15 protein-coding genes and 1 other annotated feature (1 of these 16 cut by a window edge) are annotated in these 18427 nt (G+C 62.5%); of the genes, 13 read left to right on the top strand and 2 right to left on the bottom strand.

Translation table 11 applies throughout. The annotated features are described in order from the left end of the window. Positions 1–64, top strand: a binding site (T-box leader); it begins 151 nt to the left of the window's first position. Between the two features lie 69 nt (positions 65–133). From QZY67_RS04040 to QZY67_RS04020, 5 genes are all read left to right on the top strand, one after another. Beyond that, positions 134–2821, top strand: coding sequence for a valine--tRNA ligase (locus tag QZY67_RS04040; protein ID WP_295368677.1), 2688 nt, complete (start codon positions 134–136; stop codon positions 2819–2821). 309 nt (positions 2822–3130) lie between these two features. After that, positions 3131–4384: a hypothetical protein gene (locus tag QZY67_RS04035; RefSeq protein ID WP_295368676.1), complete on the top strand. Its 1254-nt coding sequence runs from the start codon at positions 3131–3133 to the stop codon at positions 4382–4384. Positions 4385–4507: 123 nt separating this feature from the next. After that, positions 4508–4813 (top strand): STAS domain-containing protein, encoded by a 306-nt coding sequence (locus tag QZY67_RS04030; RefSeq protein WP_294532784.1) that lies wholly within the window; start codon positions 4508–4510, stop codon positions 4811–4813. A gap of 355 nt (positions 4814–5168) precedes the next feature. Continuing rightward, positions 5169–5615, top strand: a complete 447-nt coding sequence (gene spoIIAB / locus QZY67_RS04025) for an anti-sigma F factor (protein WP_294532782.1) — start codon at positions 5169–5171, stop codon at positions 5613–5615. Beyond that, positions 5615–6322, top strand: a complete 708-nt coding sequence (locus tag QZY67_RS04020; protein ID WP_294532781.1) for a sigma-70 family RNA polymerase sigma factor — start codon at positions 5615–5617, stop codon at positions 6320–6322. The genes spoIIAB and QZY67_RS04020 overlap by 1 nt, the downstream gene beginning before the upstream one ends. Here QZY67_RS04020 and QZY67_RS04015 read toward each other — a convergent pair. Continuing rightward, positions 6252–6599 (bottom strand): hypothetical protein, encoded by a 348-nt coding sequence (locus tag QZY67_RS04015; protein WP_295368675.1) that lies wholly within the window; start codon positions 6597–6599, stop codon positions 6252–6254. The two genes, QZY67_RS04020 and QZY67_RS04015, sit on opposite strands and share 71 nt — an antisense overlap. A 119-nt stretch (positions 6600–6718) precedes the next feature. On the opposite strand from QZY67_RS04015, the gene QZY67_RS04010 reads away from it, so the two are divergent. The 7 genes from QZY67_RS04010 to QZY67_RS03980 all read left to right on the top strand — a co-directional run bounded on the left by QZY67_RS04010 (position 6719) and on the right by QZY67_RS03980 (position 17092). After that, positions 6719–6922: a helix-turn-helix transcriptional regulator gene (locus tag QZY67_RS04010; RefSeq protein ID WP_294532775.1), complete on the top strand. Its 204-nt coding sequence runs from the start codon at positions 6719–6721 to the stop codon at positions 6920–6922. Continuing rightward, a complete protein-coding gene (locus tag QZY67_RS04005) occupies positions 6915–7877 on the top strand; it encodes a glycosyltransferase family 2 protein (protein ID WP_295368674.1) in 963 nt (320 codons plus the stop codon). The genes QZY67_RS04010 and QZY67_RS04005 overlap by 8 nt, the downstream gene beginning before the upstream one ends. Before the next feature lie 86 nt (positions 7878–7963). Further along, entirely contained in the window at positions 7964–8680 is a 717-nt protein-coding gene (locus QZY67_RS04000; protein WP_295368673.1) for a LytTR family DNA-binding domain-containing protein, read from the top strand. A 2-nt stretch (positions 8681–8682) separates the two neighbouring features. Beyond that, positions 8683–10047, top strand: a complete 1365-nt coding sequence (locus QZY67_RS03995; protein WP_295368672.1) for an ATP-binding protein — start codon at positions 8683–8685, stop codon at positions 10045–10047. 168 nt (positions 10048–10215) lie between these two features. Continuing rightward, positions 10216–11082 carry a glycoside hydrolase family 16 protein gene (locus QZY67_RS03990; RefSeq protein WP_295368671.1) on the top strand — a complete coding sequence of 289 codons (867 nt, stop codon included), beginning with the start codon at positions 10216–10218 and terminating at the stop codon, positions 11080–11082. Positions 11083–11105: 23 nt separating this feature from the next. Then, positions 11106–14195 carry a glycoside hydrolase family 3 N-terminal domain-containing protein gene (locus tag QZY67_RS03985; RefSeq protein WP_295368670.1) on the top strand — a complete coding sequence of 1030 codons (3090 nt, stop codon included), beginning with the start codon at positions 11106–11108 and terminating at the stop codon, positions 14193–14195. A gap of 218 nt (positions 14196–14413) precedes the next feature. Beyond that, positions 14414–17092 carry a TetM/TetW/TetO/TetS family tetracycline resistance ribosomal protection protein gene (locus tag QZY67_RS03980; protein WP_295368669.1) on the top strand — a complete coding sequence of 893 codons (2679 nt, stop codon included), beginning with the start codon at positions 14414–14416 and terminating at the stop codon, positions 17090–17092. Between the two features lie 99 nt (positions 17093–17191). Here QZY67_RS03980 and QZY67_RS03975 read toward each other — a convergent pair whose 3' ends face one another. Then, positions 17192–17581, bottom strand: a complete 390-nt coding sequence (locus QZY67_RS03975; RefSeq protein ID WP_295368668.1) for a hypothetical protein — start codon at positions 17579–17581, stop codon at positions 17192–17194. A 424-nt stretch (positions 17582–18005) separates the two neighbouring features. Here QZY67_RS03975 and QZY67_RS03970 point away from each other — a divergent pair, with 424 nt between their 5' ends. Continuing rightward, entirely contained in the window at positions 18006–18377 is a 372-nt protein-coding gene (locus QZY67_RS03970) for a serine proteinase (protein WP_294535634.1), read from the top strand. Positions 18378–18427 lie beyond the last annotated feature (50 nt).

Genomic DNA, 18427 nt, shown 5'->3' with positions numbered 1-18427 from the left:
ATGAGTGTTCTCCCACGGGAGAAAATTCAGGTGGTACCACGGACTGCATCGGTTCGTCCTGAGCAAAACGCTTGGGGCGGACTTTTTTGTTGCGCAAAAAAGTTGTTTGCCCCGAAAAGGAGTGTCAGAAAGAATGAAGAAAGAACTTCCCAAGGTTTACGAACCCCAGGAGGTGGAAGGCCGCGTCTATGAGATGTGGGAGAAGAACGGCTGCTTTGAGGGCCACCGTGACCCCGACAAGAAGCCCTTCACCATTGTCATGCCGCCCCCCAACGTCACCGGCCAGCTCCACATGGGCCACGCCATGGACTCCACCCTCCAGGACATCCTCATCCGCTTCAAGCGGATGGAGGGCTACGCCGCCCTGTGGGTCCCCGGCACCGACCACGCCGGCATCGCCACCCAGATCAAGGTGGAGGAGGAGCTGCGCAAGAACGAGGGCCTGACCCGCTACGACCTGGGCCGGGACAAGTTCCTGGAGCGGGTGTGGGACTGGAAGCACAAGTACGGCGACCGCATCGTCCAGCAGCAGAAGAAGCTGGGCGCCTCCTGCGACTGGAGCCGTGCCCGGTTCACCATGGACGAGGGCCTGTCCAACGCCGTGCGCCACGTGTTCGTCTCCCTCTATAAGAAGGGTCTCATCTACAAGGGCAGCCGCATCATCAACTGGTGCCCCCACTGCGTCACCGCCCTGAGCGACGCCGAGGTGGAGTACAAGGACAAGCCGGGCAATCTGTGGCACCTGAAGTATCCCATCAAGGGCGAGGAGGGCCGCTATGTCGTCGTGGCCACCACCCGGCCCGAGACCATGATGGGCGACACCGGTGTGGCCGTCAACCCCAACGACGAGCGCTACAAGGACCTCATCGGCAAGACCTGCATCCTGCCCCTCATGGACCGTGAGATCCCCATCGTGGCCGACGAGTACGTGGACATGGAGTTCGGCACCGGCTGCGTGAAGATGACCCCCGCCCACGACCCCAACGACTTTGAGGTGGGCCTGCGGCACAACCTGGAGTCCATCCGCGTGCTGGACGACGAGGGCAGGGTCAACGCCAACGGCGGCAGGTACGAGGGTATGGACCGCTACGAGGCCCGCAAGGCCGTTGTGGCCGACCTGGAGGCTCTGGGCCTGCTGGAGAAGGTGGAGCCCCACGCCCACAACGTGGGCACCTGCTACCGCTGCGGCACCGACGTGGAGCCCATCATCTCCGCCCAGTGGTTCGTGAAGATGGCCCCCCTGGCCCAGGAGGCCCTGCGGGTGGTCAACGACGGGGAGGTCAAATTCGTCCCCGACCGCTTCTCCAAGACCTACACCAACTGGATGGAGAACGTCCACGACTGGTGCATCTCCCGCCAGCTCTGGTGGGGCCACCGCATCCCCGCCTGGACCTGCGCCGAGTGCGGCCACATCACCGTCAGCGAGACCGACCCCACCGAGTGCGAGCACTGCCACTCCAAGCACATCAAGCAGGAGGACGACGTGCTGGACACCTGGTTCTCCTCCGCCCTGTGGCCCTTCTCCACCCTGGGCTGGCCTGAGGAGACCGAGGACTATAAGTACTTCTATCCCACCGACGTGCTGGTTACCGGTTACGACATCATCTTCTTCTGGGTGGCCCGCATGATCTTCTCCGCCTGCGAGCACACCGGCAAGCCCCCCTTCCACACCGTGTTCATCCACGGCCTGGTCCGGGACGACAAGGGCCGCAAGATGTCCAAGAGCCTGGGCAACGGCATCGACCCCCTGGAGATCGCCGAGAAGTACGGCGCCGACGCCCTGCGTTTCAACCTGGTCACCGGCAACTCCCCCGGAAACGACATGCGCTTCTACACCGAGCGGTGCGAGGCCATGCGCAACTTTGCCAATAAAATCTGGAACGCCAGCCGCTTCCTGATGATGAACCTGACCATCGACAAGTGCGAGCTGCCCGAGAAGCTGGAGCTGGAGGACCGCTGGATTCTCTCCAAGCTCAACGCCCTGATCCCCGACATGACGGAGAACATGGACAAGTACGAGCTGGGCGTGGCGGCCCAGAAGATCTACGACTTCATCTGGGACTCCTACTGCGACTGGTATATCGAGCTGACCAAGGCCCGCCTCCAGGGCGATGACGAGGAGGCCAAGGTCAACGCCCAGAAGGTGCTCTGCTATGTGCTGACCCAGATCCTCAAGCTGCTCCACCCCTTCATGCCCTTCATCACCGAGGAGATCTGGCAGGCCCTGCCCCACGTCGAAGTGTCCGGTGGACACTTCGATGGAGAACAAGCGAAGCAACCTCATAAATCGGGGGACTACCTGATGCTCCAGAAGTGGCCGGAGCACAGCGTGACCCTGGACTTCCCCGACGAGGAGCGGGCCATGGAGATGATCATGGACGCCATCGGCGCCATCCGCACCCGCCGCTCCGAGATGAACGTACCCCCCTCCAAGAAGGCCCACGTCACCGTGGCCACCCTGCACCGGGACGTGTTCGAGCTGGGCATCCCCTTCCTCAAGCGGCTGGGCTACGCCAGCGACGTGACCATCACCGGCGTCACCGACGCTGACCAGGACACCAAGGGCATGGTCACCGTCATCACCCACGCCGCCCGTATCTCCATCCCTCTGGCCGAGCTGGTGGACATGGAGAAGGAGAAGGCCCGCATGGAGAAGGAGCTCAAGAAGAACCGGGCCGAGCTGGACAAGCTGGAGGCCAAGCTCCAGAACCCCGGCTTTGTCAACAAGGCCCCCGCCAACGTGGTGGAGGCCGAGCGGGAGCGGGCCGTCAAGCTCCGCGAGCTGGTGGCCAAGCTGGAGGAAGAGCACGCCAACATGTAACGCCAACCCCATAGGAACTGCTGCCGCCGGAGACGCGCTGACGTCTCCGGCGGCATTTTTTCAAAATACGGTTTTTTGTTCCAAACGGGCGAAAAAGAGAGCATGAGGGACCTCCATGGGGCAGAAGCGGTTTTGCCGCCCTGTGGTTTCAAAAAAGTTTACAAATTATCGTTGATAGAAGCAGAGAAAAAAGGTATGATAACATACCATATAGCATGGGATACGGTTTTGCGCCCTGCGCACCTGTGAAAATATGAAAATCTGGACACAATGCAATCAGAGAATCAACAGCTGTTGGGAGGGGTCGGCGTGAGAAAGCGGGCCGCTTTGCTTACCATATTGCTGCTTCTGCTGCTGGCCGGATGCCGGACGCAGCCGGCGGGAGAGACGGGACAGCCTGAGCCGCCCGCGTCCACGGAGGCTGCCGCGACGCCGGAGCAGACGGTCTCTCCCGCGCCCACCGGGGAGCCGCCGGAGGAGAGCGATTCCCCAGTGGAAACCGCCGCCCCCGCGCCCACGGAGAGCCAGCCCCCCGCCGAGACCAGCGCGCCGGACTGCCGGGCGCTGGCCGAGACGCTGTGGGAGCGGTACCCGGACAGCCTGTCCAACGGGCAGTGGTATGCCATGGACCGCAGATACTGGTTTGCCGGCTATGTCCCCGGGACGGCGGTGGACGACCAGGGGGAGGGGGCGGACGGCTCGCCCCTCTCCCAGCCGGACGTCTATTTCTATGAAGACGATACCGGGACCATGGCCCCCGAGGACGCGGCGGCCGAGCTGGTGAACGTGATGCTCCGCGCCGCCGACCCGGAGGGCGACTGGATGGTGGCCACCCAGTCCCTGCTGGACCGGGACGGGCTGCTGGACCTGTGCGCGGAGCACCTGGCGGCCTACACCGGCGACTGGGAGGACCATAACCGGCTGAAGAGCTGGTTTGACGCCTGGGCCGCCGAGATTCCCGGCATCGGGACGGATATGTGGGTCCTCCACCCCAGCTACACCGGTGGGACCGTGGCCCAGGAGAGCGGAAGCTGGTTTGTCATCATGCGGGAGGGGAACGTGTACCGCATGCAGCGGGACGACGCCTTCGGCATATACGTCCGGCAGCCAGAGACAGAGGCCAGGATTCAGCTCACCCGGGCGCTGGAGGCCTGGGGCTGGTTCAACGGCGCGCCGCTGAAAACGGCCGCCGACGCCAGGACGGCGGAGGACGGCGGCACGTGGTACCCGGTGGAGGACAGCCGGTTCTCCACGGTGCTGGACCTGCGGATGTACCTGAAGGGCATCTTCTCCGACGAGATCGCGGAGGAGCTGCTGAGCCTGGGGATCTACCGGGACCTTGACGGCGCGCTCTGCTGCGCCCAGAACGCCAGCACCGCCCCCGCCCTGACCGGCGTGTCCGTCCAGGTGGAGCGGGAGAGCGGCGTGAAGCTCATCTGCCGCCTGGAGGGCACCCTGACCTGGTCCGACGGCTCCCGCCCGGCGGAGGCGGTATCCGCCGCCTTCCCCTACGAAAAGGTGGGGGAGCGGTGGGTGTTTACGGAATTCTCGTGGACGGAATAGGGGATTCGACCGAAAGCGCGGGGCATATGCATTATAATCGCCATATACCAGAAAATGGTATATGGCGATTTTTTTCTGTCCGCGGGGCGGACGGGTATTTTCAACGCACAGGAGGGACAAGCTATGTCAGTGACCTGTACCGGTGAGGACCGGAATCTGCGGCTGGCCGTGTCGGGCGAGGTGGATCACCACGGCGCCCGGGCCATCATGCAGGAGCTGGACCGCCAGGTGGACGCGGGGCTGCCCCGGCGGCTCACCCTGGACCTGAGCGGCGTGACCTTTATGGACAGCTCGGGCATCGCGGTGCTGCTGCGGGCCTACCGCCGGATGGCGGAGCTGGGGGGCGCCCTGACGGTGGCCAACGTGCCGCCCCAGGCCCTCAAGGTGCTGCGGGCGGCAGGGCTGGAGCGGATCATCCGCTTTGAATAGGGGAAGGACCGCCGGGGCGCGGCAGGCGCTCCGGCGGCGCAGGCTGTCAAAAAGCAAATTACTGCGCAAGAAGGGGAGACGTTCCTGCATGCGCAAAGGCCCTCGGCAGAGTTTTGCCGCCCGCAGTCGGCAAAAGAGAGTCCAAATCCGTTTTTTCCGGGGACATGCGCCGCGGAAAAAACACTTCTCAGCCCGCAAACGTGCGAGCGAAGCGAGTGCGGAGCAGCGGGCTGCATCCACTCGAAAAAATGCCTGCATTTTTGAGAAGCGTGCCGGGATATCCCGGCACGCGGACCGCCGGGGCGCGGCAGGCGCTCCGGCGGCGGGGAACCCAATACGGAAGGAGACTTTACATATGAAACCAATCAACGAGGCGGCCATTTCCTTTCTCAGCCGCTCGGCCAACGAGGGCTTTGCCCGCACCGCGGCGGCCTGCTTTGCCGCCCAGCTGGACCCCACCCTGGACGAGGTCAACGACATCAAGACCGCCGTCAGCGAGGCGGTGACCAACGCCATTGTCCACGCCTACCCGGACCGGCTGGGCAAGGTGGCACTGCGGCTGCGTCTGTTTGAGGACGGGGTGCTGGAAATTGTGGTGAAGGACTGGGGCGTGGGCATTGAGGACGTGGAAAAAGCCCGCCAGCCCCTGTACACCACCGGCAGCGAGGAGCGCTCCGGCATGGGCTTCACCATCATGGAGAGCTTTATGGACGCCCTGCGGGTGCGCTCCACCCCGGGGAAGGGCACCACCGTCACCATGCGGCGCCGGATTTCCCGCCGGTACAGCGGCGGCGGGCGCTGATGGCGGCGGACACCCTGTCCCTGCTGGAGGCGGCCCGCCAGGGGGACAACGACGCCTGCGCCAGGATGATAGAGGAGAACAGCGGCCTCATCTGGAGCATCGTCCGCCGGTACTACGGCCGGGGCGCGGACCCGGAGGACCTGTACCAGCTGGGGTGCATGGGCTTTCTCAAGGCGGTGCGGGGCTTTGACCCGGCCTTCGGATGCCAGTTCTCCACCTACGCCGTGCCCAAAATTGCCGGGGAGATCCGCCGCTTTCTCCGGGACGACGGCGCGGTGAAGGTGAGCCGGGGGCTGAAGGAGCGGGCGGGGAGCATCCGTGCCGCCCGGGACCGGCTTCAGGCCGTCCTGGGCCGGGAGCCCACCCTCAGCGAGCTGGCGGAGGAGACCGGCCTGGAGCCGGAGGAGATCGCCGCCGCCGAGGAGGCCAACGCCCCGGTGGCCTCCCTCCAGATGGAGACGGGGGACGGCTTCACCCTGGAGAGCGTGCTGGGCACCGAGGGCATGGAGGAGGGCATCGTGGAGCGGGAGGCCCTCCGCGCGGCGGTGAGCAGCCTGCCCGACCGGGAGCGGCAGGTGATTGTCCTGCGGTACTTCCGGGGCCTGACCCAGGACAAGACGGCCAGAATCATGGGGGTCAGCCAGGTCCAGATCTCCCGGGTGGAGAAGAAGGCCATGGCCTATCTCCGCCGCAGGCTGGAGGAATAGGGGGGCAGTCCCCGGGCAGGCAGTCCAGCCCGCCCAGCTCCAGGCCCATCTGGAGCCCCGTCAGAAAGAGCTGGTCCCCCTCCATGTCGGAGAGGGCCAGGCAGGCGTCCAGAATTTGCAGCACCCGGCCGCACAGCGCGTCCGGGTGCTCTTTTCGGAATTGGGCCCGGAGGGCGTCCGCCTCCGCCTCCATGGCCCGGTACGCCGGGTCGCCGGAGAGCGCCCGGCGGCACAGCGCCCGGGCCGTATTCTGCATCAGTTCCACGGTGGGGGTCATAACAATCACCTCGCCATGGTTATAATATATAGCAATAGATAAGTCAAGAAAAACTATTGCTATATGTTATAGTTTACGGATATAGCTTTCAGCTATATAATACCAATGAGGTGAGGATTTTGCAGGACTATCGAAAAATTATCCGGGAAAAACGGGAAAAGAAGGGGCTAAGCCAGAGCGCACTGGCCAGGCTGGTGGGGGTTTCTCAGCCCGCCATCAACCAGATTGAATCCGGCGCGCGCACGCCCAGCCTTGCACTCCTCATGAAAATCTGCGACGCACTGGAAATTTCGATGTTTGGTGAGGACAAAGAAGATGAATGATACCCTCTATATCGTGGTCCCATGCTATAACGAGGAAGAAGTGCTCCCCGAGACCGCCAGACGGCTCAAGGCCAAGGTGGAGGAGCTGAAGGGGGCGGGGAAGATTGGCCCGGACAGCCGCATCCTCTTCGTCAACGACGGGTCCAGGGACAGGACGTGGGAGATTATCTCCGCCCTCCACCGCTCCGACCCGGTGTTCTCCGGGGTGGACCTGTCCCGCAACCGGGGCCACCAGAACGCCCTGCTGGCCGGGCTCATGACCGCCAAGGACCGCTGCGGCATGGCTATCTCCATGGACGCCGACCTCCAGGACGACATCGGCGCCGTGGACGCCATGGTGGATAAGTTCCATGCCGGCTGCGACATTGTATACGGCGTCCGCTCCTCCCGGAAGAAGGACACCTTTTTCAAGCGCTTCACCGCCGAGGGCTTCTACCGGGTGATGAACTTCCTGGGGGCGGAGACCGTGTTCAACCACGCCGACTACCGCCTCCTCTCCCGCCGGGCCCTGGAGGGTTTGGAGCAGTTTAAGGAGGTCAACCTGTTTCTCCGGGGCATTGTGCCCATGATTGGCTACACCTCCGCCACCGTGGAGTACGAGCGGGGGGAGCGCTTTGCCGGCGAGAGCAAGTACCCCCTGAAAAAGATGCTCTCCTTTGCCATGGAGGGCATCACCAGCCTGTCCACCAAGCCCATCCGGTACATCACCGGCCTGGGCTTCCTGGTGTTCCTGGTGTCCATCATCATGCTGATTTACAGCATCGTCCGCTGGGCCATGGGGGAGACAATTCTGGGCTGGGCCAGCCTGATCTGCTCCGTCTGGGCCATCGGCGGCCTGATTCTGCTGTCGCTGGGGGTCATCGGCGAGTATATCGGCAAAATCTACCTGGAGACCAAGGGCCGTCCCCGGTTCCTCATCCGGGAGGTGCTGGACGGGGAGGATAAGTCCGTCTGAAAGAGAACGCAAAGACCCCCTTTTTCAAACAGAGCGTTTGCCGCTTGATATATGTGTTTGCTGCTGATGTAAGGGGAGGAGAAGAAGTGAGAAATATTGCCATTGTGGAAGATCAGGATGTTGCCGCCCAGCGATTGCACGGATACATTGAAAAATATGCCGCCGAGAATGGACAAACGTTCCATGTCACCCGGTTTTGTAATGGCGAGGAGTTCCTCAAGGACTATAAATGTGTCTTTGCCGTGGTGTTCATGGACATCCAGATGCCCAAAAAAGACGGCATGGAGGCGGCGGTGGAGCTGCGCAGGCGGGACAAGAACGTGTCCATTATTTTTATCACCAATCTGGTTCAATACGCCCTGAAGGGCTATGAGGTGGACGCGGTCAGCTTTCTGGTCAAGCCGGTGAGCTACTATGATTTTTACCTGAAATTCAAAAAAGCGCTGGATATCTATATTATGAACGAGGACCGGAGCTTTACGGTGAACGCCCCGGGCGGCCTGTGCCGCATCTCCACCGACAAGCTGATGTATGTGGAGATCTCCAACCACCGCCTGTGCTACCATCTTATCGACGATGTGATTGAGATGACGGGCGTGCTCTCCGGCGTGGAGCAGGACCTGCGGGGCTTTGGATTCCTGCGCTGCAACAAGTGCTATCTGGTCAACCCGAAATTTGTGGTACGGGTCAAGGGGTGCACCGTGCAGGTGGGGGATTCCGAGCTCCAGATCAGTCGGCCCAGGCGGGCGGCTTTTCTGGCGGAGCTGTCCAACTGGTATGCCGGCTCCGTGGGAGGACAGTGAAAATGGGCGAGCTCCTCCTGATTTACAGGAATATCATTCTGGAGTTTCTCGTTGAACTCTATGTGTTCTATGTGCTCACCACCTGGAAGCTGAACCGGGCGCCCCACTTCCGGCTGAAAGCCCTCGGCGGCCTGTGCGGGGTGCTGCTCGTAGCCCTGGGCACTGCTTGGATTTACCAGCTCTGCGGGAATACGGTGCTGGGGCGGAGCGCGGTGTACCTCTTTTTGTTCGCCGTAACCATTGCCCACATGAAGCTGTGCTTTGCCGAATACTTTCCCACCATTCTGTTTTGCTGCAGCGTGGCGTACGCGGCCCAGAACCTGTGCTACAAACTCTATCTTCTGGTGTGGTGCGGCTGGCTGGTGAATGTGAGCGACAGATGGGGCGCGCAGTTTGACCTGTACTATCGCCTGACCTACTACCTCATCTTTGGAGTGGCTGTGGCGGCGGTGTATGCATTCTTTATCCGGCGGGTGGTCTGGCCGGTGGACAGCTGGCAGCTGGATCAGCAGCTGCTGGCTCTCTCCCTGCTTATCCTGGTCATCACCGCCATTTTGTGCTCGGTGGAGGACATCTATTTTGCCCGGCTGAGCGTCGGACGGGAAAACCAGTTTGATATGGTGGAGTACTTTGTCCTCCGGCAGTCGGGCAACCTGATTTCGGTTATGTGCTGCATGATTGTGCTGCTGCTGGCCTCCCGCACGGTTGAGCAGCGGGAGCTCAAGCAGGAGGTGGCCTATCTCCAGCACGCCGTCCGCCAGAGTCAGCGGCAGTATGAGATCTCCCGGGATACCATCGAACTCATCAACGTCAAGTGCCACGACATCCGGTACCGGATCTCCTCGCTGGCCGCCCAGGGGGGGCAGCTGTCGCCTGGGGCGATGGAGGACATTCAGAAGAGCGTCGCCATTTATGACGCAAAGATTGAGACGGGTAACCGGCTGCTGGATGTGCTGCTGACGGAAAAGAGCCTCTACTGCGAGCAGAACGGTATTAGCCTCTCCTGCATGGCGGACGGGGAGAAGCTTTCCTTTCTGGAGGACAGCGACCTCTACTGCCTCTTTGGGAATGTGCTGGACAATGCTCTGGAGGCGGTGAAACGCCTGGAACAGAAGGAGCGGCGGGTGATCAACCTGTCGGTAAAGGCCAGAGGCGGCATGCTCATCATTCAGGAAGAAAATTATTTTGACGGCACAATTACATTTGAAGATGGGCTGCCCATGACCACCAAGGCGGATAAGAACTACCATGGCTTTGGAATGCGCAGCATCCGCATGATTGTCCATAAATACAAGGGGGAGCTGAATACCTATACCGCCGACGGTGTTTTCCATCTCAATATTCTCTTCAGTACCGGCGATTTTTAGAGCGGAAGATACAGAATACGAAAAAATATGATAGTTAAAGGAACACCCATTATCAACGGGTGTTCCTTTTGCTATATTGTGGTCAGCAAGCCGGGGGCGTGGAAATTACCGGGATTCGTGCTCGGACACGCGCCCCGCGGCCACAAATTTGAGAAGGAGAGAGAATCCATGAAAAAGAACGTCTCTGCACTGGTCCTGTCTGTAGCGCTGACCCTGTCTCTTGCTGCCTGCAGCGAAAACCCTTCTGCCGGCGGCACTCCGTCGGATGGCGCGTCTCCCGCTGTGACTACGCCTGCTGCCTCGCCCTCCGCGGCTCCCGAAGCTCCTGCCGCAGAGCCGCTGGGCGGCGAAGTGCTGGCCGACTTCTCCAACGGCGCTGTGGAGGCCATGTTCCCCTCTGACGGCTGGTCCAACGGCAGCGTATTCAATGTGTGGTGGACCGGCAGCAACGTCACTTATTCCGACGGTCAGCTGCATCTGGGTATCACTCCCGCCGGGGATGAGGTGGAGCAGGATTACTATGGCAGCGAGATGCGCACCGGCCTCTACTATGGCTACGGCGACTACTCCGTCAGCATGAAGCCCTCCAAGGATGCAGGCACTGCCAGCACCTTCTTCACCTGCACCGGCCCTTATGACGTTGTCGACGGCGAACCCAACCCCTGGGACGAGATCGACATCGAATTTCTGGGCAAGGACACCACCGGCGTGCAGTTCAACTACTATGTGGACGGCCAGGGCGGCCACGAGTACTGGTATGAGCTGGGCTTTGACGCCTCCGAGGAGTTCCACGAGTACGGCTTCCGCTGGGAGGAGAATTCCATCACCTGGTTTGTGGACGGCGAGGCTGTTTACAGCGTGAACACCGAGGACAACGGCCCCATGCCTTCCACCCCCGGCCGCATCCTGATGAACTTCTGGTGCGGGACTGAGGACGCCGAGGGCTGGATGGGCGAGTACACTGCTGAGAGCAGCCAGGCGGACTACCAGTGGGTCAAGACCTCTGCCCAGGGCGCGGAGCTGGGCGCAGAGTGAGTTGTTAATCTGGAGGGAATTTCATGGAAAAGAAAAAGAGAAAAAAGCTGAGCGCCAAGAAGTTTACTGCCGTTCTTACGCCGCTGCTGGCCGTGCTGCTGGTATTCTCTGTGGTGCTCACTGTGGTGACCACATCCTCGTTTGATCTGGTGCTTCGGGACATCTTCGGTGAGACCAAGATTCAGACCAGCGGAGCCCCTGAGGGGGTGGATGCGGAGTACTATACCCGGGACATCACCGACTCCGACGAGCTCCAGGCCGCCGAGCAGGCCTATACCCGCAAGGCCGGCGCCGAGGGCTTCGTGCTCCTCTACAACAACACGGAAAACGGCAAGGGCCTGCCCGTGGCGGCGGGATCCAAGCTGAGCCTGTTTTCCGCCTCTTCCGTGGACCTGCTGGCCGGCGGCACCGGCTCGGGCGTGAGCACCATTTCCAGCGACATGCGCACCGCCCTCACCGAGCAGGGTTTCTCAGTCAACGAGTCCCTGTGGAAGTTCTACAGCGACAACCACAGTACCTATACCCGTGGCGGCGGCGCCATCATGTACGGCGGCGCTGAGGACTGGTCTATCAACGAGGCCCCCATCTCCGCCATCCCCGATGCGGCCAAGCAGGAGGCGGAGGGCACCATCCCCGTCTTCTTCATTGCCCGCACTGGCGGCGAGGGCCGGGACCTGGGCCGGTATATGGGCGACTGGACTGACATTGAGGAGGATAAGGACAAGCACTATCTGGAACCCGATTCCGTAGAGCTTGGCGTTATTCAGTACCTGAACGACAACTTCGACAACGTCATCCTGGTGGTCAACACCAACAACGCCTTTGAGCTGGGCTGGGTCAAGGACTATGAGAACATCACCGCCGTCCTGTGGGCCCCCGGCGCCGGCGGCGACACCTGCCGTTCCATCGCCGACGTACTCAGCGGCAGCGTCAATCCCTCCGGCCACCTGGTGGACACCTTCGCCTACGACGCCTTCTCCTCCCCCGCCATGCAGAACATGGGCGACATGATGCTGGTGAACAACGGCCAGGACGTGGAGGCCGGCGTGTTCTATGACGAGGGTATCTACGTGGGCTATAAGTACTACGAGACCCGCTATTTTGACAAGATGCTGGACCAGGGCAACGCCGGGGACTACGACTACAGCCAGGTGGTGCAGTACCCCTTCGGTTACGGCCTGTCCTACACCACCTTTGCGTGGTCCGACTTTACCATGAGCGGCATGGATGACAACGGCGACATCCAGATCCAGGTCACCGTCACCAACACCGGCGATGTGACTGGCCGGGACGTGGTACAGGTCTATCTCAATGCCCCCTACACCGAGTACGACAGGACCAATCACATTGAAAAGTCATCTGTCTCCCTGGTGGGCTTTGAGAAAACCGGAGACCTGGAGCCCGGCGCATCCGAGACCCTGACCATCACCGTGAATCAGAAAGACTTCATCTCCTACGATGACGTGATGGCCAAGACCTACATCCTGGAGGCGGGGGACTACCTGCTCACCGCCGCCCCCAACGCCCACGCGGCCAACAATAACTTTCTGGCCTATGCCGGCCGCGAGAACGACGGCCTCTTCGGCCAGCCCGACCCGGACTTTGTGGGCAAGTGGACCTATACCTACATGGACAACAACGGCGTGGACAACAAAACCTACTCCGTCTCCTCCACCGGCGTGACCATCACCAACCAGTTTGACCACGCCAGCTATGACGAGCTGACCCCCAGAGACCAGTACCTGACCCGTCAGGACTGGGTGGGTACCTTCCCCGCCACCCACGGCAATCAGGACAGCCAGCGGAAGAGCCCCTTCAGCGAGAAGAACGGCTATACCTGGGAGGTGGAGGTGTCCGACACCATCCGGGACGCCATCAAGGCCAAGGGAGCAGGCGCCTCTCTCAACCCCATGACCGAGGAGGAGGCTGCCTCCATGGCCGGCGTGTACGGCCAGGACGGGGATCTGGAGCTTATCGATTTCCGGGGCAGAGACTTTGACGAGGTGGAGGCCGAGGGCGGCTGGGACGCCCTTATCGACCAGATGGAGGCTGCCGAGCTGGAGACCATCATCCGCAACGGCGGCTACCAGACCCTGATGTCCGTCAACATGGGCAAGCCCAGAGCCATTGACTTCGACGGCCCCTCCGGCCTGAACGAGGGCGGCGTCACCCATGAGCCCTACTCCATCACCTATCCCTGCGCCACCAACCTGGCCGCCAGCTGGGACAGGGAGAACTCCTACCTCCACGGCTACTATGTGGGTGAGGACGCGCTGGCCGCCGACGGCAACTGGGGCAGCCACGCCTACATCGGCATCATCTCCGGCTGGTATGCCCCCGCCATGAACATCCACCGCACCCCCTTTGCCGGACGCAACTTCGAGTACTACTCCGAGGACGGCTTCATGTCCGGCGAGCTGGCCCTCCAGGCGGCCACGGCCTGCGCGGAGAAGGGCGTGTACGCCTACATCAAGCACTTCGCCCTCAACGACCAGGAGGACCACCGCAGCCATGTGGCCACCTTCTCCAACGAGCAGGCCATCCGGGAGATCTATCTCAAGCCCTTCCAGACCTGCATTGAGGATCGGCCCATGACCACCATTATGGTTCAGCAGTACGATGAGGCCACCGATTCCTTTACCCGGACGGAGGCGGAGATTCCGGCCGTCATGGGCGTCATGTCCTCCTTTAACCGGATAGGCTGCACCTGGGCGGGCGGCGACTATCACCTGCTCACCAGTGTGCTGCGCAACGAGTGGGGCTTTGACGGCACGGTCATTACCGACTACGACGGCGGCGGCGTCATGGACACCGAGCAGTGCATCCGGGCCGGCGGCGATCTGAAGCTGACCGGCTTTGAGGTGGACGCGCCCATGGACCCGACCAATCCCGCCACGCAGTACTTCGCCCGCCAGGCCATCAAGCACATTCTCTACACCACCGTCAACTCCAACGCCATGAACGGCATTGTCCACGGCGTGGCTGTGGAGGCGCTGCCCTTCGCCAATTACTACATCATCCTCATCGTGGAGAATGTTGTGGCCGCGGCCCTCATCATCTGGGGCGTGGTGGCCATTGTGCGCCGCTGGAAAAAGGAGAAGAAGGCTGCCTGAGAGCTGGACTGATTAAACCCAATCTTCCATATACACCGACGTAAAGCGAGCGCCCGGAGCTGGGAAATTTCAGCTCCGGGCGCTCTTCTGTATTCCAAAGAAGGGGAGGTGTCTCGACTGGGGGCGGTTCCTGTGCTATAATGATGCGTGCCGGGCGGAGACCGCCCGGCCATATTAAAAAACAACGGAGACAGAGTCTTCGTGAGAGGCGGTTTTTTATGGACAGACAGGCAAAAGAAAAGAAAAGACTCTGCACAGGCCTGTTTGCCCACGTGGACGCGGGCAAGACCACCCTGTCCGAGGGGCTGCTCTACACCTGCGGCTACCTGAAGCGCCTGGGGCGGGTGGACCACGGGGACGCCTTCCTGGACACCTACGCTCTGGAGCGGGAGCGGGGCATCACCATCTTCTCCAAGCAGGCGGTGCTGCCTCTGGAGGACATGACCGTCACCCTGCTGGATACCCCGGGGCACGTGGATTTCTCCGCTGAGATGGAGCGCACTCTCCAGGTACTGGACTGTGCTGTCCTGGTCATCAGCGGTACAGACGGCGTCCAGGGCCATACCATGACCCTCTGGCGGCTGCTGGAGCGGTACGGCGTCCCGGTGTTCCTCTTTGTCAACAAGATGGACCTGGCGGGGGCGGACCGGGCCGCACTGCTCGCCGGGCTGAAGGCCCGGCTGGACGAGGGCTGCGTGGACTTCGGGCCCGGGCAGGACAGGGACAGCTGGCTGGAGAACGTGGCCGTGTGCGGCGAGGACGTGCTGGAACGCTACCTGGAGACCGGAGCGGTGGCGGAGGAGGACATTGCCGCCCTTGTCCGGGCGCGGAAGCTGTTCCCCTGCTACTTCGGCTCCGCCCTCCGGCTGGAGGGGGTGGAGGAGCTGCTCTCCGGACTGCGCAAATACGGCGGCAGCCCGGAGTACCCCCCTGAGTTCGGCGCCCGGGTGTATAAAATCGCCCGGGACCCACAGGGAAACCGGCTGACCTATCTGAAGGTGACGGGGGGCAGCCTGAAGGTGAAGGCCCTGCTCACCAACCGCCGGGCCGCCCTGGCGGAGGAGAAGGTGTGGGAGGAGAAGGCGGACCAGATCCGCATCTACTCCGGCGCCAGGTACACCACTGTGGACGAGGCCCCGGCGGGGACGGTGTGCGCCGTCACCGGCCTGAGCCATACCGTGCCCGGCGAGGGCCTGGGCTGGGAGGCCGAGGGGGAGACGCCGGTGCTGGAGCCGGTGCTTACCTACCGGGTAGTCCTGCCCGAGGGCTGCGACCCCCACGCCGCCCTCCTCAAGCTGTGGGAGCTGGCCGAGGAGGATCCCCAGCTCCACATCGTCTGGAACGAGCAGCTGCGGGAAATCCACATCCAGCTCATGGGCGAGGTCCAGCTGGAGGTGCTCCGGCGGCTCATCGGGGAGCGGTTCGGCCTGGACGTGACCTTTGACGCAGGCAGCATCGTCTACCGGGAGACCATCGCCGCTCCGGTGGAGGGCGTGGGCCACTTCGAGCCCCTGCGGCACTACGCCGAGGTCCACCTCCTGCTGGAGCCTGGGGAGCGGGGCAGCGGCCTCCGCTTCGCCTCCGCCTGCGGGGAGGACATACTGGACCGGAACTGGCAGCGGCTCATTCTCACCCACCTGGAGGAAAAGCAGCATCTGGGCGTGCTCACCGGCTCGCCCATCACCGATATGCGCATCACCCTGGTGGCGGGCCGGGCCCACGTGAAGCACACCGAGGGCGGCGACTTCCGGCAGGCCACCTACCGGGCCGTGCGGCAGGGGCTGATGCAGGCGGAGAGCATCCTGCTGGAGCCCTGGTACAGCTTCCGGCTGGAGGTGCCCCCCGAGTGCGTGGGCCGGGCCATGACCGATTTGCAGCGGATGGGCGGAGAGACGGACACCCCGGAGACTTACGGGGAGGAGACGGTGCTCACCGGCTCCGCGCCGGTGGCCGGCCTGCGGGACTACGCCGCCGAGGTCATGTCCTACACCAGGGGCCGCGGGCGGCTCTTCTGCACCCTGAAGGGCTATGAGCCCTGCCACAACCAGGACGAGGTGGTGGCCGCCATGGGCTATGAGTGCGAGCGGGACACGGAGAACCCGGCGGACTCGGTGTTCTGCTCCCACGGCGCGGGCGTGGTGGTCAAGTGGAACGAGGTGCGGGCGCACATGCACGTGGACAGCGGCCTGCGCCTCGGGGACGAGGAGGAGCCGGAGGAGGAAGCGCCGGTCTACCGTCCCAGCACCTCCTATTCCGACGGCGTGGCCCAGGACAGGGAGCTCCAGGCCATTTTTGAGCGGACCTACGGCCCCATTAAACGGCGGGACTTTCTCCCCCAGGCGCCTGCCCGCAGGAAGCACGCCGAGCTGCCCGACCACCGGGAGGTGGCGCTGCGGGACGGCGGGCCGGAGTACCTGCTGGTGGACGGATACAACATCATCTTCGCCTGGGACGAGCTGAAGGCGGTGGCCCGCACCAGCCTGGACGCCGCCCGCCAGCTGCTGATGGACATTCTGAGCAATTACCAGGGGTTCCGCAAGTGCGTGGTGATTCTGGTCTTTGACGCCTACAAGGTCCCCCGCAACACCGGGGACGTGAGCAAGTACCACAATATTTACGTGGTCTACACCAAGGAGGCGGAGACCGCCGACGCCTACATCGAGCGGGCCACCTATGAGCTGGGCAGGCACCACCACGTGCGTGTGGCCACCTCGGACAGCGCCGAGCAGCTTATCATCCTGGGCCACGGCGCCCTCCGGGTCTCCGCCCGCATTTTCAAAGCGGAGGTGGAGCAGGCGGAGGGGCAGATCTCCGACATCCTGGCCCGGAACAACCGGCAGGAGAAGTCCAAGCCTGTCCGCGCCGCGATGGAAGAGGCAAAGCGGCAGAAGCGCTGAATACGGCAGTCAGAAGGCTCCCCGGGGCGGAAACACCCAGGGGAGCCTCTGCGTTACAGGCACGAAATGACGCCGGCCGACCGCAGGGAGGCCAGCAGGTTATTGTAGGACTGGATAAGGCCCGTCAGACTGGCGTTGCTGGGCACATTTGCCACAGCCGCACCGGGCGTCAGCGTTCCGGCGGGCCCGGTGGGTCCGGAAGGTCCGGTAGGCCCGGTAGGCCCGGTGGGCCCGGTGGGTCCGGTGGGCCCGGTGGGCCCGGAAGGTCCGGTAGGCCCGGTAGGCCCGGTGGGTCCGGTGGGCCCGGTGGGGCCGGTGGGCCCGGTGGGCCCGGTGGGCCCGGAAGGTCCGGTGGGTCCGGTGGGCCCGGTGGGTCCGGAAGGCCCGGTAGGCCCGGTAGGCCCGGTGGGCCCGGCGGGGCCCGTAGGGCCGGGGATGGGGCAGATCCGCACGGTCTGGCAGGGAGGAGCGCAGGAGGAACAGGAACAATCGGGATACAGCGCCTCGGCGGGAATGGATCCGCCTGTGCCGTAGAAGCCTCTTTGATGATACATAAGCATAACCTCCACCCTCAGGATATGCGCGGGCCGGCCCCGTGGTGTGGGAAACGGAAGCCGACATGGCGGAGCAGCAGAGCCGTATCCACCCAGGGGCGGCTTGGGTCTGCCGGCCTGCGAACAGCGCGTGTTGTGACAAGTGAATAAAAGTGATATATTGATTTAAAAGTGATAAATATATCCGGTAAAAATCGATAAAATAGTTGCAAAAAATATGGCTTCATTAAAAAAGACTTAAATCATATTGCGGGCTCTTGCACCGGCGGAAAAAAGAGGTTAAAATAGGGTCAGGTTCCAAAGAAGTGTCCCGCTGAATCGGATGAAGAAGCTGGGAATACATAAGGAGGTTGTTTCCTGTGGCATTTTTTGATGAACTGAAGGATAAAGCGATGGATCTGGGCCGGGCTGGCGTGGCAAAATCCCGGCAGCTGGCTGAGATTGCCAAGCTGAATCTGGCCAACTCCGCGGAGGAGGACGCGATTAAGAAAGCATACGTTGAGATCGGAAAGCTCTACTATGCCGAGCGCGGCATGGCGCCCGAGGCGGCTTATGTGGCCCTGTGCGAGAAGATTACCGCCTCCAAGGTGACCATTGAGGAGAACAAGAGCCGCATCGCCGAGCTGAAGGCGGAGGGCAATCTGGAGGATGCGGATGTGCCTCCCGTGGCCACTGACATTCCCCCTGAGGAATCCGGCTTTGGCGGGGACGATACAAACGGAGTATTCTGAGCGGAAGGAGAGCGGCTCTGGAAAGCGTTCCTCCACGGAGAGAAAGCGTC

Origin of the sequence: uncultured Pseudoflavonifractor sp., assembly GCA_904419835.1 — a bacterium.
Taxonomy (GTDB): domain Bacteria; phylum Bacillota; class Clostridia; order Oscillospirales; family Oscillospiraceae; genus Pseudoflavonifractor.
This window is presented reverse-complemented; position numbering and strand designations above follow the sequence as displayed.

Bases quoted from the DNA above. Each gene is read 5' to 3' on its own strand.
- QZY67_RS04005 (WP_295368674.1), top strand. From the start codon at position 6,915: ATGAATGATACCCTCTATATCGTGGTCCCATGCTATAACGAGGAAGAA.
- QZY67_RS04015 (WP_295368675.1), bottom strand. From the start codon at position 6,599: ATGACCCCCACCGTGGAACTGATGCAGAATACGGCCCGGGCGCTGTGC.
- QZY67_RS04020 (WP_294532781.1), top strand. From the start codon at position 5,615: ATGGCGGCGGACACCCTGTCCCTGCTGGAGGCGGCCCGCCAGGGGGAC.
- spoIIAB (WP_294532782.1), top strand. From the start codon at position 5,169: ATGAAACCAATCAACGAGGCGGCCATTTCCTTTCTCAGCCGCTCGGCC.
- QZY67_RS03980 (WP_295368669.1), top strand. From the start codon at position 14,414: ATGGACAGACAGGCAAAAGAAAAGAAAAGACTCTGCACAGGCCTGTTT.
- QZY67_RS03990 (WP_295368671.1), top strand. From the start codon at position 10,216: ATGAAAAAGAACGTCTCTGCACTGGTCCTGTCTGTAGCGCTGACCCTG.
- QZY67_RS04040 (WP_295368677.1), top strand. From the start codon at position 134: ATGAAGAAAGAACTTCCCAAGGTTTACGAACCCCAGGAGGTGGAAGGC.
- QZY67_RS03995 (WP_295368672.1), top strand. From the start codon at position 8,683: ATGGGCGAGCTCCTCCTGATTTACAGGAATATCATTCTGGAGTTTCTC.
- QZY67_RS04030 (WP_294532784.1), top strand. From the start codon at position 4,508: ATGTCAGTGACCTGTACCGGTGAGGACCGGAATCTGCGGCTGGCCGTG.
- QZY67_RS03985 (WP_295368670.1), top strand. From the start codon at position 11,106: ATGGAAAAGAAAAAGAGAAAAAAGCTGAGCGCCAAGAAGTTTACTGCC.